General features: G+C 63.9%; 23 protein-coding genes. 15 read left to right on the plus strand and 8 right to left on the minus strand.

The genetic code is table 11. The annotated features are described in order from the left end of the window. Nucleotides 1-4 precede the first annotated feature (4 nt). Nucleotides 5-1,948 (plus strand): cytochrome c/FTR1 family iron permease, encoded by a 1,944-nt coding sequence (locus tag CAF70_RS19015; protein WP_085626047.1) that lies wholly within the window; start codon nucleotides 5-7, stop codon nucleotides 1,946-1,948. A 133-nt stretch (nucleotides 1,949-2,081) separates the two neighbouring features. Here the strand turns inward: CAF70_RS19015 and CAF70_RS19020 are convergent, their stop codons facing one another. After that, a complete protein-coding gene (locus CAF70_RS19020) occupies nucleotides 2,082-2,327 on the minus strand; it encodes a TIGR02647 family protein (RefSeq protein WP_085626046.1) in 246 nt (81 codons plus the stop codon). 70 nt (nucleotides 2,328-2,397) lie between these two features. Next, entirely contained in the window at nucleotides 2,398-2,700 is a 303-nt protein-coding gene (locus CAF70_RS19025) for a hypothetical protein (protein ID WP_085626045.1), read from the minus strand. 147 nt (nucleotides 2,701-2,847) lie between these two features. Here CAF70_RS19025 and CAF70_RS19030 point away from each other — a divergent pair, with 147 nt between their 5' ends. Continuing rightward, nucleotides 2,848-3,510 (plus strand): glutathione S-transferase, encoded by a 663-nt coding sequence (locus tag CAF70_RS19030; protein WP_085626044.1) that lies wholly within the window; start codon nucleotides 2,848-2,850, stop codon nucleotides 3,508-3,510. 105 nt (nucleotides 3,511-3,615) lie between these two features. On the opposite strand, the gene argH is transcribed toward CAF70_RS19030, so the two are convergent. Beyond that, nucleotides 3,616-5,010, minus strand: a complete 1,395-nt coding sequence (argH, locus tag CAF70_RS19035) for an argininosuccinate lyase (RefSeq protein ID WP_085626043.1) — start codon at nucleotides 5,008-5,010, stop codon at nucleotides 3,616-3,618. A gap of 296 nt (nucleotides 5,011-5,306) precedes the next feature. Between argH and CAF70_RS19040 the strand changes: the two genes are divergently transcribed. From CAF70_RS19040 to rsd, 7 genes are all read left to right on the plus strand, one after another. Beyond that, the gene (locus tag CAF70_RS19040; protein ID WP_085626042.1) at nucleotides 5,307-6,050 is read left to right on the plus strand and encodes a LytTR family DNA-binding domain-containing protein; all 744 of its coding nucleotides are present in this window, start codon (nucleotides 5,307-5,309) and stop codon (nucleotides 6,048-6,050) included. Between the two features lie 191 nt (nucleotides 6,051-6,241). After that, complete coding sequence (gene hemC / locus CAF70_RS19045; RefSeq protein WP_085626041.1) at nucleotides 6,242-7,183, plus strand: hydroxymethylbilane synthase; 942 nt, start codon at nucleotides 6,242-6,244, stop codon at nucleotides 7,181-7,183. Continuing rightward, nucleotides 7,180-7,947 (plus strand): uroporphyrinogen-III synthase, encoded by a 768-nt coding sequence (locus tag CAF70_RS19050; RefSeq protein ID WP_085661671.1) that lies wholly within the window; start codon nucleotides 7,180-7,182, stop codon nucleotides 7,945-7,947. Before hemC ends, CAF70_RS19050 begins: the two co-directional genes overlap by 4 nt. A gap of 45 nt (nucleotides 7,948-7,992) precedes the next feature. Next, entirely contained in the window at nucleotides 7,993-9,093 is a 1,101-nt protein-coding gene (locus CAF70_RS19055) for a uroporphyrinogen-III C-methyltransferase (RefSeq protein ID WP_025337277.1), read from the plus strand. After that, a complete protein-coding gene (locus CAF70_RS19060) occupies nucleotides 9,090-10,328 on the plus strand; it encodes a heme biosynthesis protein HemY (protein WP_085626040.1) in 1,239 nt (412 codons plus the stop codon). Before CAF70_RS19055 ends, CAF70_RS19060 begins: the two co-directional genes overlap by 4 nt. 222 nt (nucleotides 10,329-10,550) lie before the next feature. After that, the gene (locus tag CAF70_RS19065) at nucleotides 10,551-11,057 is read left to right on the plus strand and encodes a disulfide bond formation protein B (RefSeq protein ID WP_085626039.1); all 507 of its coding nucleotides are present in this window, start codon (nucleotides 10,551-10,553) and stop codon (nucleotides 11,055-11,057) included. Between the two features lie 230 nt (nucleotides 11,058-11,287). Then, complete coding sequence (rsd, locus tag CAF70_RS19070; protein ID WP_085626038.1) at nucleotides 11,288-11,758, plus strand: sigma D regulator; 471 nt, start codon at nucleotides 11,288-11,290, stop codon at nucleotides 11,756-11,758. A gap of 9 nt (nucleotides 11,759-11,767) precedes the next feature. Here the strand turns inward: rsd and CAF70_RS19075 are convergent, their stop codons facing one another. Continuing rightward, complete coding sequence (locus CAF70_RS19075) at nucleotides 11,768-12,406, minus strand: FKBP-type peptidyl-prolyl cis-trans isomerase (RefSeq protein ID WP_085626037.1); 639 nt, start codon at nucleotides 12,404-12,406, stop codon at nucleotides 11,768-11,770. 403 nt (nucleotides 12,407-12,809) lie between these two features. On the opposite strand from CAF70_RS19075, the gene CAF70_RS19080 reads away from it, so the two are divergent. Further along, nucleotides 12,810-13,934: an AlgP family protein gene (locus CAF70_RS19080; protein WP_085626036.1), complete on the plus strand. Its 1,125-nt coding sequence runs from the start codon at nucleotides 12,810-12,812 to the stop codon at nucleotides 13,932-13,934. On the opposite strand, the gene CAF70_RS19085 is transcribed toward CAF70_RS19080, so the two are convergent. Beyond that, a complete protein-coding gene (locus tag CAF70_RS19085) occupies nucleotides 13,910-14,392 on the minus strand; it encodes a TIGR02444 family protein (protein WP_085626035.1) in 483 nt (160 codons plus the stop codon). The genes CAF70_RS19080 and CAF70_RS19085 overlap by 25 nt on opposite strands. Before the next feature lie 50 nt (nucleotides 14,393-14,442). Between CAF70_RS19085 and CAF70_RS19090 the strand changes: the two genes are divergently transcribed. Together CAF70_RS19090 and CAF70_RS19095 are read left to right on the plus strand one after the other, a co-directional pair. Further along, nucleotides 14,443-16,353, plus strand: coding sequence for an ATP-binding cassette domain-containing protein (locus CAF70_RS19090; RefSeq protein ID WP_085626034.1), 1,911 nt, complete (start codon nucleotides 14,443-14,445; stop codon nucleotides 16,351-16,353). A gap of 166 nt (nucleotides 16,354-16,519) precedes the next feature. Further along, a complete protein-coding gene (locus CAF70_RS19095) occupies nucleotides 16,520-17,152 on the plus strand; it encodes a LysE family transporter (protein WP_085626033.1) in 633 nt (210 codons plus the stop codon). Between the two features lie 109 nt (nucleotides 17,153-17,261). Here the strand turns inward: CAF70_RS19095 and CAF70_RS19100 are convergent, their stop codons facing one another. Both CAF70_RS19100 and CAF70_RS19105 read right to left on the minus strand, forming a co-directional pair. Next, on the minus strand, nucleotides 17,262-18,014 hold the full coding sequence (locus CAF70_RS19100; RefSeq protein ID WP_025337287.1) for a slipin family protein: 753 nt from the start codon (nucleotides 18,012-18,014) through the stop codon (nucleotides 17,262-17,264). A 2-nt stretch (nucleotides 18,015-18,016) separates the two neighbouring features. Further along, the gene (locus CAF70_RS19105; protein ID WP_085626032.1) at nucleotides 18,017-19,363 is read right to left on the minus strand and encodes a nodulation protein NfeD; all 1,347 of its coding nucleotides are present in this window, start codon (nucleotides 19,361-19,363) and stop codon (nucleotides 18,017-18,019) included. Between the two features lie 98 nt (nucleotides 19,364-19,461). Between CAF70_RS19105 and CAF70_RS19110 the strand changes: the two genes are divergently transcribed. The 3 genes from CAF70_RS19110 to CAF70_RS19120 all read left to right on the plus strand — a co-directional run bounded on the left by CAF70_RS19110 (nucleotide 19,462) and on the right by CAF70_RS19120 (nucleotide 20,931). Further along, entirely contained in the window at nucleotides 19,462-19,920 is a 459-nt protein-coding gene (locus CAF70_RS19110; protein WP_003260230.1) for an aminoacyl-tRNA deacylase, read from the plus strand. A gap of 60 nt (nucleotides 19,921-19,980) precedes the next feature. Continuing rightward, a complete protein-coding gene (locus CAF70_RS19115) occupies nucleotides 19,981-20,223 on the plus strand; it encodes a DUF2789 domain-containing protein (RefSeq protein ID WP_085626031.1) in 243 nt (80 codons plus the stop codon). A gap of 69 nt (nucleotides 20,224-20,292) precedes the next feature. Beyond that, nucleotides 20,293-20,931, plus strand: a complete 639-nt coding sequence (locus CAF70_RS19120) for a hypothetical protein (RefSeq protein WP_063914406.1) — start codon at nucleotides 20,293-20,295, stop codon at nucleotides 20,929-20,931. Between the two features lie 6 nt (nucleotides 20,932-20,937). Here CAF70_RS19120 and CAF70_RS19125 read toward each other — a convergent pair whose 3' ends face one another. Further along, nucleotides 20,938-21,375: a CBS domain-containing protein gene (locus tag CAF70_RS19125; protein ID WP_085626030.1), complete on the minus strand. Its 438-nt coding sequence runs from the start codon at nucleotides 21,373-21,375 to the stop codon at nucleotides 20,938-20,940. Nucleotides 21,376-21,406: the final 31 nt, after the last annotated feature.

Raw genomic sequence — 21,406 nt, forward strand, 5'->3', positions numbered from 1 at the left:
AACAATGTTCTCTTTCGCATTCCCTTCGAGACTGGCCATGAAAACCCGTTCCCGTCTGCTTGCCTTGCTGCCGGTTATATTGCTCGGCCCGCTGCTGGCGCTGTGCAGCACCCTGGCGTTGGCCGAAGCCCCCGCCGAGGCCACCAAGGCCCTGCACCTGCTGGACTACATTGGCGCCGACTACCCGCCCACCGTACAAGACGGCAAGGTGATCGACGATGGTGAATACCGCGAGCAGCAGGAGTTCAGCGCGGTATTGGCCGACTTGGTCAAAGGCCTGCCTGCGCATGCTGAACAAGCAGCCCTGGAGCAGGGCGTCCAGGCGCTGCGCCAGGCCATCGACCAGCGCCAGGACGGCCCGGCTGTTGCCAAGCAGGCCCGCCAGTTGGGTGCTCGCCTGGCGGTAGCCTATGAGGTCAGTCAGGCTCCGGTGATTACCCCAGACCCGGCCCGTGGCGCTTCGCTGTATGCGCAAAACTGCTCGATCTGCCACGGCGACAATGGCGCCGGCGACGGCCCGGCCGGCGTGGGCCTGGAGCCTGCACCCGCCAACCTGCGCGATGTTACGCGTCTCGACCAGTTGAGCCTGTTCGATCTCTACAACACCTTGGCGCTGGGCATCGACGGCACCGAGATGCCTTCGTTTGCCGATCAGTTGGACGATCGCCAGCGCTGGGATGTAGCCGCCTACATCGCCAGCTTCACCGCCAAGCCGGAAGCCGGCAAAGGCGACAAGACCTGGAATATCGCCGACCTGGCCCGCCAGACCCCGGCCGAAGTCGCCGCCAGCGAAGGCCCCACGGCCGTGGAGGCCTTCCGCGCCCAGCGTGCACAGCCGCCGCAGGTCAAGCGCGGCCCGGCGCAATTGCTCGAATACACCGCCAGCACCCTGGACAAGAGCCTGGCCGCCTACCGGGCAGGTGACCACGACCAGGCCTATGACCTGTCGGTGGCAGCCTACCTGGAAGGCTTCGAACTGGTGGAAAGCTCGCTGGACAACATCGACACCCAAGCGCGCAAGGACACCGAGAAATCGCTGATGGCCTACCGTCAGTCGCTGCAGGACGGCCTGCCCGTGGCCCAGGCCGAACAACGCCTGAGTGAAGCCAAAGCCAAGCTGGAGCAGGCTTCCAGGCTGCTGGGCAGCGATGGCCTGAGCTGGTCGCTGAGCTTTGTCTCCGGCTTGCTGATCCTGCTGCGCGAAGGCCTGGAGGCGATTCTGGTGCTCGCAGCGATCCTGGCCTTCCTGCGTAATACTGGCCAGCAGTCGGCGGTGCGCAGTGTCAATATCGGCTGGGGCTTGGCCCTGGTGGCCGGTTTCGCAACCTGGGCACTGGCGGCCTACGTGATCGACGTCGGTGGCGCCCAGCGCGAACTGCTGGAAGGCTGCACGGCGCTTTTCGCCGCGGTGATGGTGCTGTGGCTTGGAGTGTGGATGCACGACCGCCGCCATGCCGCCGCCTGGCAGGACTACATCAAGAGCAGCCTGGTCAGTGGTGGCGGGCGCTTCGGCTTTGCCGTGCTGGCGTTCTTCTCGGTTTACCGCGAACTGTTCGAAGTGATCCTGTTCTACGAAACCCTGTGGCTGCAGGCCGGCCCAGCGGGGCATCAAGCGGTGCTGGCGGGTGGTGCCACGGCGCTGGTGCTGCTGGTGGGATTGGCCTGGGTGATCCTGCGTGGCTCGGCCAAGCTGCCGCTGTCGCTGTTCTTCAGCATCAACGCTGCGCTGCTATGTGCCTTGTCGGTGGTGTTCGCCGGGCATGGCGTGAAGGCCCTGCAAGAGGCCGGAGTGCTGGGCACGCGGCCGGTGGCGTTCTTCGAGTTCGACTGGCTGGGGATTCACGCTGACGCCTACTCGCTTTCGGCGCAGGTGCTGGCCTTGCTGGCCATCGTGTTCCTGTACGGGCGCTCGCGCCTGGCGGAGAAGCGCAGGGCAGTGGCCAACTGATTGGGGCCGCGCTGCGGCCCATCGCCGGCAAGCCAGCTCCCACCCCGACCGCATCGGCTTCAAGCCATTTGCAGTACCTGTGGAAGCCGGCTTGCCGGCGATGGGCTGCAAGGCAGCCCCTTGCATTATCAGTTCAGGCCGGCTGTGGCGCCTTGAGAATGTTCTGCAGCAACTGGACACTTTCGACAGCGTCATGACCCAGGCTGGTCAGGTAGCCGCCATCAGGTTGATCGGTCAGCCCCTTCTCATACAGGCGTTGCGCAGCGGCTACCAGGGTGGGGGAGGCGTTGTTGTGAATCTTGATGCCTTCCTGGCTGCTGTCGTGCTTGAACAGCGAAAGTACTTCCAGTTCAGCGATCAGATCGGGGGTAAAAGGCATGGCGACTCCTGACTTCCAGACAAGGATGGCGGCACCGTTCCACGGTGCCTGATCTTCGAGTGTAGCCGGGTTATTCGTCCTCGCCTTGATCCATCTCAGGCGGCAGTTCCGGCAGCGCACGCAGGGCATTCTCGTACCACTCGCGGTCGAACTCGCGTTCTTCCATCAGCATATTGTCAATTTCGAAGGCCAGTACATGGGCCATCAGGTTGAGAATGTCTTCGCGCTCGTAACCGACCAGGGTCAGTTTGTTGAACGTGGCTTTCGCCGCCGCCGGGTCGCCGCTTTCGATCTGGTTCTCGATGGCCTGGGTCAGCGTTGCCTCGGCGAAGGCTTCGTCGTCGTCAATGTCGATGTCGGTGGGCTCGCTCATGGCGGTACTCCTGGGATGGGATGCACAGTGTGCCACGCCTGTGGCGCCAATGCCCGGGCATTGACAGGGTGCATGACACTGGTCAGGAGTGGGCGATCGGTCTATAAAAGCCGGGCCAACCCCTTACGGCCTGGAGGCTGTTACCTCATGCTCAAGCTTCATGGATTCTCGGTCAGCAACTACTACAACATGGTCAAGCTGGCCCTGCTGGAAAAAGGCCTGCCTTTCGAGGAAGTCACCTTCTATGGCGGCCAGGCGCCACAGGCGCTGGAAGTGAGCCCGCGAGGCAAGGTGCCGGTGCTGCAGACCGAGCACGGCTTCCTCAGCGAAACCAGTGTGATTCTCGACTATATCGAGCAGACCCAGGGCGGCAAGGCGCTGCTGCCGGCCGACCCGTTCGGGCAGGCCAAGGTGCGTGAACTGCTCAAGGAAATCGAGCTGTACATCGAGCTGCCGGCGCGTACCTGCTATGCCGAGTCTTTCTTTGGCATGTCGGTGGAGCCGCTGATAAAGGAGAGAGCCCGTGCCGACCTGCTGGCCGGTTTTGCCACGCTCAAACGCAACGGCCGCTTCGCACCCTATGTAGCGGGTGAGCAACTGACCCTGGCAGACCTGATGTTCTGCTTCTCGGTCGACCTGGCCTGCGCCGTGGGCAAGAAAGTGCTGAACGTCGACTTCCTGGCGGACTTCCCGCAGGCCAAGGCGTTGTTGCAGCTGATGGGCGACAACCCGCACATGGCGCGGATCGTGGCGGACAAGGAGGCGGCGATGCCGGCCTTCATGGAGATGATTCGTAGCGGTAAACGCTGAGCCAGGTGGTGGCCCCTTCGCGGGCATGCCCGCTCCCACAGGGAAATGCTGTACCTGTGGGAGCGGGCGTGCCCGCGAACGAGGGCAAAGCCCTCGCAATGGGCCTTAACGCGAAGCCAGCAGCGCCTTGCCGCGGGCAACGGCGGCACGCACCTGCGCCGGCGCGGTACCACCAATGTGGTTGCGGGCATTCACCGAGCCTTCCAGGGTCAGCACGGCAAACACGTCCTGCTCGATCTGGTCGCTGAACTGGCGCAGTTCGTCCAGGCTCATCTCTGCCAGGTCCTTCCCGGTGTCCACCCCATACTTCACCGCATGGCCCACGATCTCGTGGCAATCACGGAACGGCAGGCCACGGCGTACCAGATAGTCGGCCAGGTCGGTGGCGGTGGAGAAACCGCGCAATGCCGCTTCACGCATGATTGCATGCTTGGGCTTGATCGCCGGGATCATGTCGGCGAAGGCACGCAGCGAGTCGCGCAGGGTGTCGGCGGCGTCGAACAGCGGTTCCTTGTCTTCCTGGTTGTCCTTGTTGTAGGCCAGCGGCTGGCCTTTCATCAGGGTCAGCAGGCCGGTCAGGGCGCCGAATACACGGCCGCTCTTGCCTCGTACCAGTTCCGGCACGTCCGGGTTCTTTTTCTGGGGCATGATCGAACTGCCGGTGCAGAAGCGGTCTGGCAGGTCGATGAACTGGAACTGCGCACTGGTCCACAGCACCAGCTCTTCGGAGAAGCGCGACAGGTGCATCATCGCCACGCTGGCGGCGGCGCAGAATTCGATGGCGAAGTCGCGATCCGACACGCCGTCCAGCGAGTTGCCGGCCACGGCTTCGAAGCCCAGCAGCTTGCAGGTGAGTTCGCGGTCGATCGGGTAGGTGGTGCCGGCCAGTGCGGCGCTGCCCAGGGGCATGCGGTTGGCACGCTTGCGGCAGTCGACCAGGCGCTCGTGATCGCGGCTGAGCATTTCGAACCAGGCCAGCAGGTGATGGCCGAAGGTGACCGGCTGGGCCGTCTGCAGGTGGGTGAAGCCAGGCATGATGGTTTCGGCTTCACGCTCGGCCTGCTCCAGCAGGCCCTGCTGCAGGCGGGTAATCTCGGCCAGGATCAGGTCGATTTCGTCACGCAGCCACAGGCGAATATCGGTGGCCACCTGGTCGTTGCGGCTACGGCCGGTGTGCAGCTTTTTGCCGGTGATGCCGATACGGTCGGTCAGGCGTGCCTCGATGTTCATGTGCACGTCTTCGAGGTCGACGCGCCAGTCGAAGGTGCCGGCCTCGATCTCGCCCTGGATGGTCTTCAGGCCATCAATGATGGTGTCGCGCTCGGCATCGCTGAGCACGCCGACCTGCGCCAGCATGGTGGCATGGGCGATCGAACCCATGATGTCGTGGCGGTACAGGCGCTTGTCGAAATCGACCGAGGCGGTGAAACGGGCGACGAAGGCGTCGACGGGTTCACTGAAGCGGCCGCCCCAGGACTGATTGGTCTTGTCGGTGCTCATGGATTCACTCATTGCAGGCGTGAACGAAAAAGTGGCGCCGATGATAGCAGGGTTGGGCGGGCCGCCGCAGGGCGCTGGTCGAGAGAAATGCGCGGAAAACGACAGAGAAGGATTTGCAGGAATGAACGGCAGTGTTCCACGGACCGTCTACAGTTGGACAGAGGACTGGCAGTGAATCTGCCGGCCGAGTGAATCTTTGGCCATCGCACCGGTCTAGAGCGTGACCTTTGTGTCGCTCGAACCATACCTGTCTACGCTATACCTGTGCGAGACTCATTCAGGAATCCAGCGCAATTATGAATGTCCTGATCGTTGATGACGAACCCCAAGGCCGTGAGCGCCTCAGCCGGCTGCTCGGCGAACTGGAGGGTTACACCGTGCTGGAGCCTAGCGCCACCAACGGCGAGGAGGCCTTGGCGCTGATCGAAAGCCTCAAGCCCGATGTGGTCCTGCTGGACATCGGCATGCCAGGCCTGGACGGCCTGCAGGTTGCTGCTCGCCTGTGCGAGCGCGAGGCGCCGCCGGCGGTGGTGTTTTGCACCGGGGACGACGAATACGGTGCAGAGGCTTTCAAGGACAGTACCCTCAGCCATGTGACCAAACCTTTCCAGGCCCAGGCCTTGCGCGATGCCTTGCGCAAGGCTGAAAGGCCCAACCGCGCCCAGTTGGCGGCGCTCACCCGGCCGGCCAATGAAGGTGGCGGCCCGCGTAGTCACATCAGCGCCCGCACGCGCAAAGGCATCGAGCTGATCCCTTTGCCCCAGGTGATCTACTTCATTGCCGACCACAAGTACGTGACCTTGCGCCACGAGGCCGGGGAGGTGCTGCTCGACGAGCCGCTCAAGGCCCTGGAAGACGAGTTCGGCGAACGCTTCGTGCGTATCCACCGCAACGCGCTGGTCGCCCGTGAGCGTATCGAACGCCTGCAGCGCACGCCGCTGGGGCATTTTCAGCTGTACCTGAAAGGCCTTGACGGCGACGCCCTGACCGTCAGCCGACGCCATGTGGCCGGTGTGCGCAAGATGATGCAGACCCTCTGAGCCTGTACCGGCCCAATCGCCGGCAAGCCAGCTCCTACAGGTATAGTGTCAGCCTTGAGCCTTGCACGGCCCCTGTGTGGCTTGCCGGCGATTGTGTCGGTACAGGTAGGTACAGGATCCTGATCCACATCTGCTAGCGATACCGGCGATGCTGTTATCATCGACAGCATTTCTCTGGATCGGGGCGTTTCATGTCCACTCGCGAAATCCGCATTGCCACCCGTAAAAGTGCCTTGGCCTTGTGGCAGGCCGAATACGTCAAAGCCCGCCTCGAGCAGGCCCACCCCGGTCTGCTGGTGACCCTGGTGCCCATGGTCAGCCGTGGTGACAAGCTGCTCGACGCGCCACTGGCGAAAATTGGCGGCAAGGGCCTGTTCGTCAAGGAACTGGAAACTGCCCTGCTGGACAATGAAGCCGACATCGCCGTGCATTCGATGAAGGACGTGCCCATGGACTTCCCCGAAGGCCTGGGCCTGTACTGCATCTGCGAGCGCGAAGACCCGCGCGATGCCTTCGTCTCCAACCGTTTCGCCAGCCTCGACGCGCTGCCGGCCGGCAGCATCGTCGGTACCTCCAGCCTGCGTCGCCAGGCCCAGTTGCTGGCGCGTCGCCCGGACCTGCAAATCCGCTTCCTGCGTGGCAACGTCAACACGCGCCTGGCCAAGCTGGATGCCGGTGAGTACGACGCCATTATCCTCGCCGCCGCTGGCCTGATCCGTCTGGGCTTCGAAAACCGCATCACCTCCACCATCAGCGTCGATGACAGCCTGCCGGCTGGCGGCCAGGGCGCGGTGGGCATCGAGTGCCGTAGCGCCGACCAGGAAATCCACGCGCTGCTGGCGCCGCTGCATCATGCCGATACCGCCGACCGGGTAGTGGCCGAACGCGCCCTGAACAAACGCCTGAATGGCGGCTGCCAGGTACCGATTGCCTGCTATGCGGTGCTGGAAGGTGACCAGTTGTGGCTGCGTGGCCTGGTTGGCCAGCCCAGCGGCGGCACCCTGCTGGTGGCCGCTGCCCGCGCGCCACGTACTGCCGCCGAAACCTTGGGCGTGCAGGTGGCCGAGGATCTGCTGGGGCAGGGCGCCGAGGCCATCCTCAAGGAAGTCTACGGCGAGGCCGGCCACCCGTGAGCTCATGGCGCCTGTTGCTGACCCGGCCTGCCGAGGACTGTGCGGCACTGGCGCAAAGCCTGGCGGCGGCAGGGGTGGCCAGCAGTTGTCTACCGCTGCTGGCGATCGAGCCCGTCGCTGTGGATAACCGGCAGCGCCGAGTGCTGGAGGGCCTGCAGGGCTACCAGGCGATCATCGTGGTCAGCAAGCCGGCTGCCCGGTTGTTGCTTGAGCAACTGACCGATGCCGACCTGCAGCCCCCCGTGCAAGGCTGGTTCACTGTGGGCGAAGCGACCGCCGCCGTGCTGCAGGGGGCGGGTCTGGCGGTGAGCGTGCCGCCACGTGGCGATGACAGCGAAGCGTTGCTGGCGCTGCCGGCCCTGCGCCAGGCAGTTGCCGTGCCGGCGCCACGAATCTTGATCGTTCGTGGCGTTGGAGGTCGCGAACTGCTGGCAGAGCGTCTTGCAGAGCAAGGTGCTAGTGTCGATTATCTGGAACTGTATCGTCGCTGCCTGCCGGCTTACCCGGCGGGCACCCTGATGCGCCGCATCGAAGCGGAACGCCTCAATGGCCTGGTGGTCAGCAGTGGGCAGGGTTTTGAACACTTGCAGCAAATGGCCGGTGCCGATTGGCCGCAGCTGGCGCGCCTGCCGCTGTTCGTGCCCAGCCCGCGGGTCGCTGAACAGGCCAGGGCCGCCGGGGCCCAACAGGTTGTGGATTGTCGTGGCGCCAGTGCCACGGCCTTGCTGGCAGCCGTGCAGCGCAGCGCTGCACCTGCCTCTTAAGGCGCTAAGCTGAACGCGATGCGCCCCCATGCAAAGGATGGATACGTGAGCGAGACTGTCTTGTCCAATAACGATCAGCCGTCGGCACAGGCGCCGGCGGAACCCGTCACCGCCCCACCTGCCAAGCGCTCCGGCAGTGGCCTGGCAACACTGGCCCTGCTGTTGGGCGCGGCCGGAGTGGCGGTAGGTGGCTGGGGTGTCTGGCAGGTGCGTCAGCTGCAAGGCAGCGAATTCAACCAGGGCCAGCACATCGAGGCACTGAACCAGCGCGCCGAGGCCCTGCAGCAGCGTGAGCAGCAGATCAGCGCGCAACTGGCCAGCCTGCCGGCGGCCAGCGAGCTGGAAGACCGCCGCCGCCTGGTGGCACAGCTGCAAGGCGACCAGCAACGCCTCAGCCAGCGCCTGGAAACCGTGCTGGGCGAAAGCCGCAAAGAATGGCGCCTGGCCGAGGCCGAGCACTTGCTGCGCCTGGCCACCCTGCGTCTGTCTGCGCTACAGGACATCACCAGTGCCAAGGCCTTGGTCGAGGGTGCCGACGAGATCCTGCGCGAGCAGAGCGACCCGGGTGCCTTCGCCGCCCGTGAGCAGCTGGCGCGCAGCCTGGCCACGCTCAACAGCACCCAGCAACCGGACCGTACCGGTCTGTTCCTGAAACTGGCCGCCCAGCGCGAACTGGTGCAGCAACTCAGCGCCCAGTCGCCGGAATTCGACACCAATGCCGATGCCCTGGGCGCCCTGACCGCCGATGGTGATGGCGCCAGTCGCCTGTCGCAGTGGTGGGCCGAGATCTCCAAGTACTTCCAGATCGACTTCAACGCCGATGACAACGTGCGGCCGCTGCTGGCCGGGCAGCAACTGAACCAGCTGCGCCTGGCCCTGAGCCTGACCATCGAGCAGGCCCAGTGGGCTGCGCTCAATGGCGATAGCAAGGTCTACACCCAGGCGCTGGACGACGCCCGTAGCGTGCTGCTGGCCAACTTCAACGCCGACAACCCGCAAAGCAAGGCCATGCTGGACAGCCTCAATGCGCTGGCCGAACAACCGGTGTCGGTGGTTACCCCTGACCTCAGCGAAAGCCTGGCGGCAGTGCAGGCCTATATCCAGCGCCGCCACCTGCCGGCCGAGGCTGAAGGGGGCAAGCCATGAAGCGTGTCTACCTGCTGGCCGTGCTGGCGATCGTGGTCGCCGCAGCACTGGGTATCGCGGTTGCCAAACACAGCGGCTACGTACTGATTTCCTATGGCAGCTTCCGCTACCAGTCGGGGCTGTGGGCGGCCCTGGCCGGCTTGCTGGCCGTGCTGCTGCTGCTGTGGCTGGTGCGCTACCTGGTTGGGCTGGTGCTGACTTCCAGCGGCGTGGTCAACCCGTGGTCGCGGCGTAATCGCAGCCGGCGCGTGCGCCTGGCCATCGAGCAGGGCCAGCTGGACCTCGCCGAGGGCCGTTGGGCCAGTGCCCAGCGCCACCTGCACCGTGCCGCAGAGGCCGAGCGCCAGCCGTTGCTGTACTACCTCGGTGCTGCGCGTGCAGCCAACGAGCAAGGCCGGACCGAAGACAGTGACAACCTGCTGGAGCGTGCCCTGGAGCGCCAGCCGCAAGCGGAACTGGCAATCGCCCTGACCCATGCGCAGTTGCAGATGGACCGTGGCGAAAGCGATGGCGCGCTGGAGACCCTGCTGGCCATGCAGGAGCGCCACCCGCACAACAGTCAGGTGCTGCGCCTGCTGCAGCGGCTGCACCTGGAGCGCGGCGACTGGTCGGCACTGATCCGCCTGCTGCCCGACCTGCGCAAAGGCAAGGTGCTGCCGGCCGCCGAGCTGGCTGCCCTGGAGCAACGTGCCTGGGGCCAGAACCTGAGCCTGGCCACCACCCGTGGCGAAGACGCGCAAAGCGCCCGTCAGGCCCTGGAGCGCGCCTGGCAACAACTGACTGCGGCTCAGCGCCAGGAGCCACAGCTGGTGCTGGCCTATGCCGAACAGTTGCGCCAGGTAGGGGCCCAGAGCGAAGCCGAACAGGTGCTGCGCACCGCCCTCAAGCGTGACTACGAAAGCCACCTGGCCCGCCTGTACGGCCTGGTGCGTGGCGATGACCCGGCGCGCCAGCTGCAAACTGCCGAAGGTTGGCTCAAGGCCCACCCGCAAGATGCCAGCCTGCTGCTTACCCTGGGCCGCCTTAGCCTGCAGAACCGCCTGTGGGGCAAGGCGCGCGACTACCTGGAAAGCAGCCTGCGCATGGAGCGCAACCCCGAGGCCTGCGCCGAGCTGGCACGCCTGCTCGCCAGCCTTGGCGAGACCGAACGCAGCAACCAGCTGTTCCAGGAGGGCCTCGGTCTGCTGGACGAGCGCCTGCTAGCCCTGCCTTTGCCAGAAGGCGTGCGCGCCTGACCTACCCTCGGGCCCGTGCCAAGGTGCGGGCTCCGGGGGCGGGTAACTTGTCCACCGACGTAAGTTAGATCTGCAGTCCATTTCTTCAGATGTTTCCTACCGAATGGCTGGAAATTTCCTTCGCGATTCAGCGCCTTGTCGTTGCTGTCGCGCCTTGAAACAAAGCGTGTCTTTCCTCTACCGTTTCAAGTCACTTCCATTATCCCGGGACCTTCACCGCCCATGCTGCCGGCCCGTTTGCGCACCTTTTTCCTACCTGCCTGCCTCGCTGCACTGGCGGTACTGGCTGCGTCCTTGCACCTGGAAAACGCCCTCGGCCTGGTGCCATGCCCGTTGTGTTTCAGCCAGCGGTTGTTGCTGGGCATATACGCGCTGCTGTGCCTGACGGCAGTGCTGCAGGCGCCGGGTACGGCGGGCATTCGCTGTTACGCGCGGGTGACGCTGGCCTGTTCGGCTGCCGGGGCGTTGCTGGCAGCGCGACATGTCTGGTTGCAAGGGGATGACGGGGCCATTCCTGTCTGCCCAATGCCGATCGGGCGTCTGTTCGAGCAGTCCTGGGGCGAGGCGGTTCGGCAACTGTTGCTCGGCGGCCCGGATTGCAACGCGCTGACCTGGAGCTTTCTTGACCTGACCCTGCCCGAGTGGAGCCTGCTGGCCTTCCTGCTGCTGGCGGCGCTGCCCTTGAGTTGCCTGCTGGCGTATCGTTTCCGCAGCCTGGCGAGAACATGACCTGGCGCAAGGTTGCGCCATTGGTGCGACCAATGGCCGTGTAACAGGGTATTAAACACTTGTATGAACTTTGTCCGCTGCGTACCTTGAAGGCCAGACCGCGCGGGAATAATCTCCCAGCACGCATACCGAAAACACAACTGCTCGATGCCGTCTGCTGATGTCACCTTTGTGCTGCACGGTCGTGGTGCGAGGTGCAGCGGCATCTACCCAGAAGGGAAGAGATCGCCATGCTCGATAGTTGTCAGAACGCTCAGGAACGCTGGGGTGGGGTTCACAAGCTGATCGACCGCTGGCTGGAGGAGCGCCAGGAACTGGTGCAGGCTTTTCGCGCACTGCGCGACGCCAAGCCGGCCTTTGCCGACAAGGATACGAACGGGGAGTTTTGCGCGCTCCTCGTCGACTACGTTTCGGCGTGGCATTTCGAAGTCTGCGAGCAGCTGGTCAGTGAAGCAAAGGCCTTCGGAGACGAGAAGGCGCTGAAACTCGCCGAAGAGATCAACCCACGGATCAACGACAGTACCCAGATCGCACTGGCCTTCAATGACCATTGCGCCAAGGGTGAGTGCAAGGACACCCAACGCTTTGCCGAAAAGCTGGGCAAGCTGGGTGGCCTGCTGCACGAGCGCTTCGAACTGGAAGACTGCCTGATCGAAGTGTTGCACAACGCGCACAAGGAAGAAGGCGCGGTCCAGGCCTGAGTATTGGCGTCAGTCGCCAACCGCCAGCAGCTCGATCTCGAACACCAAGGGTGTGTAGGGTGCGATCAGGTCACCTGCACCCTCGGCGCCATAGGCTTGTGCCGACGGGATCACCAGGCGCCATTTGGCGCCAGCGTGCATGTTTGGCAAGGCCACCTGCCACCCTTCGATCACCGAATCCAGGCTGAACCACTGGGGCGTCTGGTTCTGGTCGAACACCGAGCCGTCTGGCAGCCTGCCTACATAACGCACCTGCACCTTGCCACCGGCCTTGGGCTGCGCGCCCGTACCTGCTTGCAGTTCGCTGTAGAGCACACCCTCCGGTAGTTCGTGCACACCATAACGACCACGCTCGTTGGCCATGAAGCGTGTTTCGGCAGCCTGCAGCTTCTGCATGGCGGCATCGCCTTCCTGCGTTTCATGCTGCTGGAGCACGGCCTGCATGCGTGCCTTGTCGAGTTTCAGCGGTTGCCCCTGGTAGGACTGGCGCAGGCCTTCGACCAGCGCATCCAGTTGCAGGCCCGGCATCTCCTGGCGTAGCCGCTCACCCAGGCTGGCACCTAGGCTGTAGGCAAGGTCATGTTCGTCGCTGTCGGCCAGGGCGAGGGGTGCCAGCAGGCATAAACCGAAAACAAGATATCGAGGCATGGTCAGTTCCTGCGCCAGTGAGCGGGGAAGTATGCCAGTGTTTCGACAGACTTCTGTTTTGTATCAACCAGTACTGGCCCTATCGCCGGCAAGCCAGCTTCCACCTCGATCGCGCTGCCTTCAAGGCCTGTGCAGTAGCTGTGGGAGCTGGCTTGCCGGCGATGAGGCCAGTACAGGCAGACAATTGTGCCGACATGGAGAAGGTTGTGGGCGATAGGGCCGGTACAGATAACTGCCAAATATCAGCAATGATTTATTCAGCAACTACACTTGCTCGGAGCTGCAAGATAACAACTTTGCCCAGGCATGCAACGCGGCGTAAACAATACTGTCAACATGCCCTAGCGGCGGTAGCAGCAGAAGCATAGTATGAGCCGCAATCTCGTCAGCCAGGAGGTAAACCATGTCGGCTAAAAAGAAGCCAGTAAGTACGCCGTTACACCTGCTCCAGCAACTTTCGGGCAGCTTGCTCGAACACTTGGAGGATGCCTGCTCGCAAGCGCTGGCTGATGCGGAAAAACTGCTGGCCAAGTTGGAAAAGCAGCGTGGCAAGGCCCAGGAAAAACTGCACAACGGTCGCCTGAAACTGCAAGACGCGGCCAAGGCAGGTAAAGCCAAGGCGCAGACCAAGGCGCAAAAAGTCATTGGCGAACTTGAAGAGTTGCTCGATTCCCTCAAGGAACGTCAAACCCAGACCCGTTCTTATATCCAGCAACTCAAGCGCGATGCGCAGGACAGCCTCAAGCTGGCCCAGGGTGTAGGCAAGGTTCGCGAAGCCGCAGCCAAGGCGCTTGATCAACGTGCTGCCAAGACCACCAAACCGGCAGCCGTCAAACCCGCCACCAGGGCTGCTGCGGCCAAGCCCGCCGCCAAAGCCACCGCTGCTGCAAAACCTGCAGCCAAGCCGGCTGCCAAGGCCACCGCTGCTGCCAAACCTGCAGCCAAGCCGGCTGCCAAAGCCACTGCTGCTGCCAAGCCTGCAGCCAAGCCGGCTGCCAAGGCCACCGCTGCTGCCAAACCTGCAGCCAAGCCGGCTGCCAAGGCCACTGCTGCTGCCAAGCCTGCAGCCAAGCCGGCTGCCAAGGCCACCGCTGCTGCCAAACCTGCAGCCAAGCCGGCTGCCAAGGCCACCGCTGCTGCCAAACCTGCAGCCAAGCCGGCTGCCAAGGCCACCGCTGCCGCCAAACCTGCCGCCAAAGCCACTGCTGCTGCGAAGCCTGCAGCCAAGCCAGCTGCCAAAGCCACTGCTGCTGCCAAACCTGCAGCCAAGCCAGCGGCGGCAAAAGCGCCAGCCAAAGCCGCTGCTGCCAAGCCTGCCGCGAAACCAGCGGCCGCCAAGGCTCCCGCCCGTGGGGCCACCAAACCCGCTGCAGCCAAGCCTGTTGCCAGCAAGCCAGCCGAAACCAAACCGGCCACGCCTGCTGCCAGCACCCCGGTCACCGCGACCAACTCGGCCACCCCGGCAGCTTCGGTAGCACCATCGGCACCCGTCAGCACCCCGGCTCAGGCACCGTCTTCGGCGTCCTGAAGCGCTGCCGCCGCGACGCGCAAACAAACCAGCGCGTCGTGGTGGCGGGCCTGGTCCGGCGCCAGCCGGGCCAGCCAGTCGTCCGTGCACTCATGGACGCCCGCTGGCCACTGTCGCGAGCGCTCTTGCAAACGTTCCAGCAAAGCTTTCTCGGCCAGTAATTCCAACCCCTTCACCTGCTCACGCAGCACCGCCAGTTGCGCATCACTTTGCGCTGCTGCTCGCCACTGTTGGCGCAAGCTACGTAATGGGTTGACCACTTCGCGCTGCCAGGGCCCGGCAACCTCGCGCAGTACCTGTACGCGCTCGTCCCGCACAGCCACGCCACGCGCCTGTAGCCAGGTTGCACACAGCAGCAGGCAGACATCGCCACCTTGCGCCTGCAGGGCGAGGCAGGCCGCTTCTACGCCGGGCCTGGCATACAGGGCCAGGGCGTGATTCCACAGGTCGGTGTGCATGGTTCCACTCGCGCTATGGGCCGAGGAAGCTGGTAGACTCCGCGACCATCATGATCAGACTATCCAACCTCACTTTACAGCGTGGGCCGCAGCGCTTGCTAGAAGGCGCCGAGATGACCCTGCACACCGGTCACAAGGCCGGCCTGATCGGCGCCAACGGCGCCGGAAAATCCAGCCTGTTCGCCTTGCTGCGCGGTGAGCTGTCGCCCGATGCCGGCGATTGCCAGCTACCGGGTGACTGGCGCATCGCCCACATGCGCCAGGAGGTCGATACCCTCGACCGCCTGGCCGTGGACTATGTGCTCGACGGCGACGTGCGCTTGCGCAAGGTCCAGGCCGATCTGGCCGCGGCCGAGCAGGCCCACGACGGTACAGCCCTGGCGCGCCTGCACATTGAGCTGGATAGCGCCGACGGCTATACCGCCGACGCCCGCGCCCGCAAGTTGCTGGCCGGGCTGGGCTTCACCAACGAGCAGATGGACCGCCGCGTCGGCGACTTCTCCGGTGGCTGGCGGATGCGCCTGAACCTGGCCCAGGCCTTGATGTGCCCGTCCGACCTGCTGCTGCTTGACGAGCCCACCAACCACCTGGACCTGGACGCTATCCTGTGGCTGGAGGACTGGCTGAAGGGTTACCCCGGCACATTGTTGCTGATCTCCCATGACCGCGACTTCCTCGACGCAGTGGTCGACCATGTGCTGCACGTCGAGCAACGCAAGCTGAACCTGTACAAGGGCGGCTATACCGCCTTCGAGCGCACCCGTGCCGAGCGCCTTGCGCAACAGCAGCAGGCCTACGAGAAGCAACAGGCCCAGCGTGCGCACATGGAAAAGTACATCGCCCGCTTCAAGGCCCAGGCCACCAAGGCCCGCCAGGCACAGAGCCGGATCAAGGCCCTGGAGCGCATGGAGGAGCTGTCGGCGGCGCATGTCGATTCGCCGTTCGACTTCGTCTTCCGCGAGTCGCAGAAAATCTCCAGCCCGCTGCTGAGCCTGTCCGAAGGCCGCCTGGGCTATGGTGACAAGGCGATCCTCGACAAGGTCAAGCTGCAGCTCACCCCGGGTGCGCGCATTGGCCTGCTCGGTCCCAACGGTGCCGGCAAGTCGACCCTGATCAAGAACCTCGCCGGCGAGCTCGAGCCGCTGTCGGGTCGCCTGGTGCGTGGCGAGAACCTGGCGGTGGGCTACTTTGCCCAGCACCAGCTGGACTCGCTGGACGACAAGGCCAGCCCGTTGCTGCACCTGCAGCGCATCGCCCCCACCGAGCGCGAGCAGACCCTGCGCGATTTCCTGGGTGGTTTCGACTTCCATGGCGACCGCGTCGACGAGCCGGTGGTGAACTTCTCCGGGGGTGAAAAAGCCCGCCTGGCGCTGGCGCTGATCGCTTGGGAGCGGCCGAACCTGCTGCTGCTCGACGAACCGACCAACCACCTCGACCTGGAAATGCGCCTGGCGCTGACCATGGCTCTGCAGGAGTTTGCCGGTGCCGTGGTGGTGGTGTCGCACGACCGTCACCTGCTCAAGAGCACCACCGACGACTTCCTGCTGGTAGCTGACGGCAAGGTCGACGTCTTCGATGGTGACCTGGACGACTACAGCCGCTGGCTGGTCGAGTACCGCCAGCGCAGCGCGCCGGCCAGTAGCGCCCCGGTCAACCCGGACAAGACCGACAAGAAAGCCCAGCGCCAGGCTGCCGCAGCCTTGCGCCAGCAACTGGCCCCGCACAAGAAGGCTGCCGACAAGCTGGAAGCCGAGCTCAGCCAGGTGCACGTGCAACTGGCCGAGATCGAGACTGCGTTGGGTGATGGTGGCCTCTACGAGGCGTCGCGCAAGGACGAATTGCGTGACCTGCTGGCGCGCCAGACCAAGCTGAAGCAGCGCGAAGGCGAACTGGAAGAGGCCTGGATGGAAGCCCTGGAAACCCTCGAGAGCATGCAGGCCGAGCTCGAGGCGCTGTCCTGAAAGGGCCAGGTATTGCGCTACCCTAAAGGGCTGCGCAATACCTGTGGGAGCGGGCTTGCCCGCGAAGAGGCCGGTACAAGCAGCAAATTCTTCAAAATCTTCTGGTTATTTTTTCACCAACACCTTAGCTTAACGTTTTGCAGCATATGTTCGAGCGAGGTGTGTGATGTCGATGGAAGTGTGGTTGGGCTTCTTTGCCGCCTGTTGGGTGATCAGCCTTTCACCCGGTGCCGGGGCGATTGCCTCGATGTCCAGCGGCCTGCAATACGGCTTCTGGCGTGGTTACTGGAACGCCCTGGGCCTGCAGCTGGGCCTGATCGTGCAGATCGCCATCATCGCCGCCGGCGTCGGCGCCATCCTGGCCGCCTCGGCCACGGCCTTCCAGGTCATCAAATGGTTCGGTGTCGCCTACCTCATCTACCTGGCCTACAAGCAGTGGCGTGCCTTGCCCATGGACATGAGCGATGAATCCGCCGTGCGCCCGATCGGCAAACCGCTGAGCCTGGTGTTCCGTGGCTTCCTGGTCAACGTCAGCAACCCCAAGGCGCTGGTGTTCATGCTGGCGGTGCTGCCGCAGTTCATCAACCCGCATGAACCGCTGTTGCCGCAGTATGTGGCGATCACCGTGACCATGGTTGCCGTGGACATGCTGGTGATGGCGGGCTACACCGGGTTGGCAGCGCGGGTGTTGCGCTTGCTGCGTACGCCCAGGCAGCAGAAGCGTTTGAACCGGACGTTCGCCGGGTTGTTCATTGGTGCGGCCACCTTCCTGGCGACCCTGCGCCGCGCGCCAGTCTGATAGACCGCATACAGGCCATTCGCGGGCTTGCCCGCTCCCACAGGTACTGCGCCGCCCTCGTGGCTGTAGAGCACCTGTGGGAGCGGGCAAGCCCGCGAATGGGCCACCGCTATTTCTGTTTGTCCACCAATCCCTTGAGCAAATCCACCGGCAGCGGAAAGACGATAGTCGAGCTCTTGTCCCCGGCAATCGTCCCCAGCGTCTGCATGTAGCGCAGCTGCATCGCCCCCGGCTCCTTGCTCAGCATTTGCGCCGCCTGCATCAGCTTCTCCGATGCCTGCAACTCGCCCTCGGCATGGATCACCTTGGCCCGCCGTTCACGCTCGGCCTCGGCCTGGCGGGCAATGGCGCGCACCATCGATTCGTTGAGGTCGACGTGCTTGATCTCGACGTTGGCCACCTTGATGCCCCAGGCATCGGTCTGTGCGTCCAGCACCTGGCGAATGTCCGAGTTCAACTGCTCGCGTTCGGCCAGCAGTTCATCCAGTTCGTGTTTGCCGAGCACCGCACGCAGAGTGGTCTGTGCCAGCTGGCTGGTTGCCACGAGAAAGTCCTCGACCTGGATGATTGCCTTCTGCGGATCGAGCACGCGAAAGTAGACCACGGCGTTGACCTTGACCGAGACGTTGTCGCGGGTGATCACATCCTGCGGTGGTACATCCAGCACCACGGTGCGCAGGTCGACCCGTACCATTTGCTGGATCACCGGGATCAACAGGATCAGCCCCGGCCCCTTCACCTGCCAGAAGCGCCCCAGCTGGAACACCACGCCGCGCTCGTATTCGCGCAGGATGCGGAATGCCGACAGCAACAGCATCGCCAGCACGATCAGTACCGCGCCGAAGCCCAATTGCATGAACATGGTCATTCTCCTTGCGCCGCGGGCGCGGCGGCGCTCACTTCCAGCATGACGCCATGGCGCGCGGTCACCCGCACGTTCTGGCCCGCTTGCAGTGGCGTTGCACACTGCGCCTGCCATTGCTCGCCCTGGGCCAGCACAAAGCCACAGAACGGGTTACCCGTCATCACCTGGGTGACGGTGACCAGGCTGCCGACGAGGCCGGCGTCACCGCTGACCAGCGCCCGTCGGCGGGCCTTGAGGGCCATGCCCAGCACACCGCCAATCAGCAGTGCCGAAAGCACCGCCAGGGTGCCGATCAGGGCCAGCGGGATGCCGAAACCAGGGGCGTCGGTGTCGATCAGGATCAGCGCGCCGACAACGAAGGCGACGATGCCGCCAAAGCCGACCACGCCGAAACTGGGCAGGAAGGCTTCGGCGATCATGAAAGCGATGCCGAGCAATATCAGCGCCACCCCGGCGAAGCTCACCGGCAACAGTTGCAGGGCATACAGCGCCAGCAGCAGGCAGATGCCGCCGACCACGCCGCCGAGCGTCGAGCCCGGGTTCATGAACTCGAACAGCAAGCCGTACACGCCGATCATGATCAGGATCAGTGCCACGCTGGGGTTGGTTATCACCGCCAGCACCCGTGTGCGCCAGTCCGGCAGGTGCTCGACCAGGCTGGCGCCGGCGGTTTGCAACAGCCGGGGCTGGCCAGCGACGGTCAGCGTCTTGCCATCGAGTTTGCGCAGCAGGTCGGGCAGGTCATCGGCCACCTGGTCGATCACGTTCAGCCGCAAGGCCTCGCTGGCAGACAGGCTGACCGCCTCGCGCACGGCCTTCTCCGCCCAATCGGCATTGCGCCCGCGCAGTTGCGCCAGGCCACGAATGTACGCCGCTGCATCATTGACCTGCTTGCGCGCGAGGGTTTCGTCATCGCTGCCTTTGGCCTTGTCGTCCTTGGGCATGCCTGGCGGGGCGCCGATCTGCACGGGTGTGGCGGCACCCAGGTTGGTACCGGGCGCCATGGCCGCGACATGGCTGGCATAAAGGATATAGGTGCCGGCGCTGGCGGCGCGGGCACCGCTGGGGGCGACGAAAGTGGCGACCGGCACGGGGCTGGCGAGAATCGCCTTGATCATCTGGCGCATGGCGCTGTCCAGCCCGCCCGGGGTGTCCATGCGGATAACCACCAGTTGGGCGCCCTGCGCCTGGGCCTGGTCGAGGCTGCGTACCAGGTAGTCGGCGCTGGCTGGGCCGATAGCGTCATCGATGCCCAGCACCCAGACCGCAGCGGGCGCTGCCTGGCCGCCTGGCGTGATGCCAAGCAGCAACAGCAGCAACAGCCAGCGCCAGCAGCGGGCGATCACCTGTCGTCACCTCGATTGCCTCTATTGCACAAGTTTAGCCCTGCCTGCTGGTACCCGGCCTAAAATTGGAGATTGGGGGACGAAACCGGAGGTGCATCATGCGTATGGCAAAGACCCTGCAGGATCGCCTGGACAAGGCCAACTGCGACTACGACATCATTCCCCACCCACATTCGGCCACCAGCCTGGAGTCGGCCCGCACGGCCGGCGTGCCCGCCGAGCGGGTCGCCAAGTCGGTGATGCTCGATGACCGTCATGGCAACTACATCATGGCCGTGCTACCGGCCAACCGGCATCTGGACATGACCAAGGTGCGCATGTCCGGGGCCTGGCAACTGACCCGTGAAAGTGGCCTGCCGAGCCTGTTCGGCGACTGCGAGCGCGGTGCCGTGCCGGCGCTGGGTGATGCCTACCAGATAAAGATGCTGCTTGATTCGAGTCTTACCCGCCAGGGCGATGTCTATCTGGAGGCGGGTGATCACGATCATCTGATCCACATGAGCATGGAGCAATACCTGAAGCTGGTGCCGCGCGCCGAAGTGCGCGAGCTCAGCTGATGCTCTCAACCCATGCCGGGCCGGCATCGTCGACGACCGGTCTGGCGACGAGGAGGAACCATGGAAAAGCCGATTCATCCTTTGTCCGAGATTTTCAAACAGCTGGGGCTGTCTGACGATCCGGTCGATATTGACCGTTTCATCACCACCCATTCGCCGCTCGATGACGATATAAAGCTGGTTGATGCGCCTTTCTGGAACGCTTCCCAGCGCGATTTCCTGAAAGAGAAGTACATCGCCGATGACGACTGGATTCCGATGATCGACCAACTGAACGAGGCGCTGCACCTACGCAAAAAATAAAGCGCCGAGTGGTGCCTGACGAGTGATTGGCCGTTGCTATGCTCAGGAAAACAACAAGGGGATAGCGCGATGAAAGATCCCTACGCACCGGGTTTCTGGTGCTCCGTGACGATCCTGGGCACGTTGACGGCCAGTTATTTCTACGGCATTCGGCAAACGCAACAGATGAACCAGGCAGTGCACTTCCTGTATGCCGCTGCCGCTGTCACCGTGGCGGTTGCCCTGGTGGCGCTGGCCTGGATCGCCTGGCAGCAACTGCACCTGAACAAGCGCGAAGTGGTGCAGGGGCGAACGTTGCTGACCATCTGGAACACCAAGGTCGCGCTGCGCCGCGTCGAAACGGTGTTCGACCGCTATTTCTGGGGCAGCTACTGGCATTCGGGGCGCACCTTCGAAGAGGTCATGGGCGAGCTCAAGGGCACACCGCTGGAGCAGAGCCTGGATGCCCTGAAACGCCAGTGCCGCTTGCTCGACCGCGAAATTCATGACCACCATCACCATTGGCTGGCCAATGCCCGCGACCTGTCCAGCGTGGCCCAGGCCATGGCTCGTGAACGCTACCAACTGGATCTGGGCGAGCCAACCCGCAGCGGCCATGGCAATACCGCCGTGCTCAACCGGGACCTGGAAGTACTGGTGTACACCTGGTCGGCGCGCCTGCGCAGCTTCGATCATCAACTGGACGAACTGGAGCGCGCCTACCATTGAGGTGCTTCATTCACCGCGGATGTACTGCTCCAGTTTCATGATCAGGCTTGCCTGTTCGGCGATGGTTTCCTTGACCAGGTCGCCGATCGACAGCAAACCGAGCAACTCGCCATTGCTGACCACCGGCAGGTGGCGCAGGTGGCGGTTGGTCATCAGGTTCATGCAGTACTCCAGGTTCTGCTTCGGCTCCACGGTAACCACCGGCGCACTCATGATTTCGCGCACGGGGGTAGCGGCGGACGAGCGGCCCTTGAGCACCAGTTTGCGCGCATAGTCCCGTTCACTGACGATACCTACCACCTGGTTGGCCTCGACCACCGGTAGCGCACCGACGTTTTTCTCCGCCAGCAGCTTCAGGGCGTCGAGTACCGAGTCATCCGGGCCGATGGTGTACACGGTCTGGTGCTGGGATTTGGTCTTGAGGATTTGTTCGACGGTCTTCATACGGGCCTCTGCGGGTGGAAAAGCACTGTCT

This window comes from Pseudomonas sp. B19(2017) (assembly GCF_002113165.1).
Taxonomy (GTDB): domain Bacteria; phylum Pseudomonadota; class Gammaproteobacteria; order Pseudomonadales; family Pseudomonadaceae; genus Aquipseudomonas.

What these genes read in the sequence shown, in the direction of transcription:
- CAF70_RS19040 (WP_085626042.1), top strand. Translation starts at nt 5,307, where the DNA reads ATGAATGTCCTGATCGTTGATGACGAACCCCAAGGCCGTGAGCGCCTC.
- CAF70_RS19060 (WP_085626040.1), top strand. Translation starts at nt 9,090, where the DNA reads ATGAAGCGTGTCTACCTGCTGGCCGTGCTGGCGATCGTGGTCGCCGCA.
- CAF70_RS19090 (WP_085626034.1), top strand. Translation starts at nt 14,443, where the DNA reads ATGATCAGACTATCCAACCTCACTTTACAGCGTGGGCCGCAGCGCTTG.
- CAF70_RS19110 (WP_003260230.1), top strand. Translation starts at nt 19,462, where the DNA reads ATGCGTATGGCAAAGACCCTGCAGGATCGCCTGGACAAGGCCAACTGC.
- CAF70_RS19020 (WP_085626046.1), bottom strand. Translation starts at nt 2,327, where the DNA reads ATGCCTTTTACCCCCGATCTGATCGCTGAACTGGAAGTACTTTCGCTG.
- CAF70_RS19085 (WP_085626035.1), bottom strand. Translation starts at nt 14,392, where the DNA reads ATGCACACCGACCTGTGGAATCACGCCCTGGCCCTGTATGCCAGGCCC.
- CAF70_RS19125 (WP_085626030.1), bottom strand. Translation starts at nt 21,375, where the DNA reads ATGAAGACCGTCGAACAAATCCTCAAGACCAAATCCCAGCACCAGACC.
- hemC (WP_085626041.1), top strand. Translation starts at nt 6,242, where the DNA reads ATGTCCACTCGCGAAATCCGCATTGCCACCCGTAAAAGTGCCTTGGCC.
- CAF70_RS19025 (WP_085626045.1), bottom strand. Translation starts at nt 2,700, where the DNA reads ATGAGCGAGCCCACCGACATCGACATTGACGACGACGAAGCCTTCGCC.
- CAF70_RS19120 (WP_063914406.1), top strand. Translation starts at nt 20,293, where the DNA reads ATGAAAGATCCCTACGCACCGGGTTTCTGGTGCTCCGTGACGATCCTG.
- CAF70_RS19015 (WP_085626047.1), top strand. Translation starts at nt 5, where the DNA reads ATGTTCTCTTTCGCATTCCCTTCGAGACTGGCCATGAAAACCCGTTCC.
- CAF70_RS19065 (WP_085626039.1), top strand. Translation starts at nt 10,551, where the DNA reads ATGCTGCCGGCCCGTTTGCGCACCTTTTTCCTACCTGCCTGCCTCGCT.
- argH (WP_085626043.1), bottom strand. Translation starts at nt 5,010, where the DNA reads ATGAGCACCGACAAGACCAATCAGTCCTGGGGCGGCCGCTTCAGTGAA.
- CAF70_RS19115 (WP_085626031.1), top strand. Translation starts at nt 19,981, where the DNA reads ATGGAAAAGCCGATTCATCCTTTGTCCGAGATTTTCAAACAGCTGGGG.
- CAF70_RS19075 (WP_085626037.1), bottom strand. Translation starts at nt 12,406, where the DNA reads ATGCCTCGATATCTTGTTTTCGGTTTATGCCTGCTGGCACCCCTCGCC.
- rsd (WP_085626038.1), top strand. Translation starts at nt 11,288, where the DNA reads ATGCTCGATAGTTGTCAGAACGCTCAGGAACGCTGGGGTGGGGTTCAC.
- CAF70_RS19030 (WP_085626044.1), top strand. Translation starts at nt 2,848, where the DNA reads ATGCTCAAGCTTCATGGATTCTCGGTCAGCAACTACTACAACATGGTC.
- CAF70_RS19080 (WP_085626036.1), top strand. Translation starts at nt 12,810, where the DNA reads ATGTCGGCTAAAAAGAAGCCAGTAAGTACGCCGTTACACCTGCTCCAG.
- CAF70_RS19100 (WP_025337287.1), bottom strand. Translation starts at nt 18,014, where the DNA reads ATGTTCATGCAATTGGGCTTCGGCGCGGTACTGATCGTGCTGGCGATG.
- CAF70_RS19095 (WP_085626033.1), top strand. Translation starts at nt 16,520, where the DNA reads ATGTCGATGGAAGTGTGGTTGGGCTTCTTTGCCGCCTGTTGGGTGATC.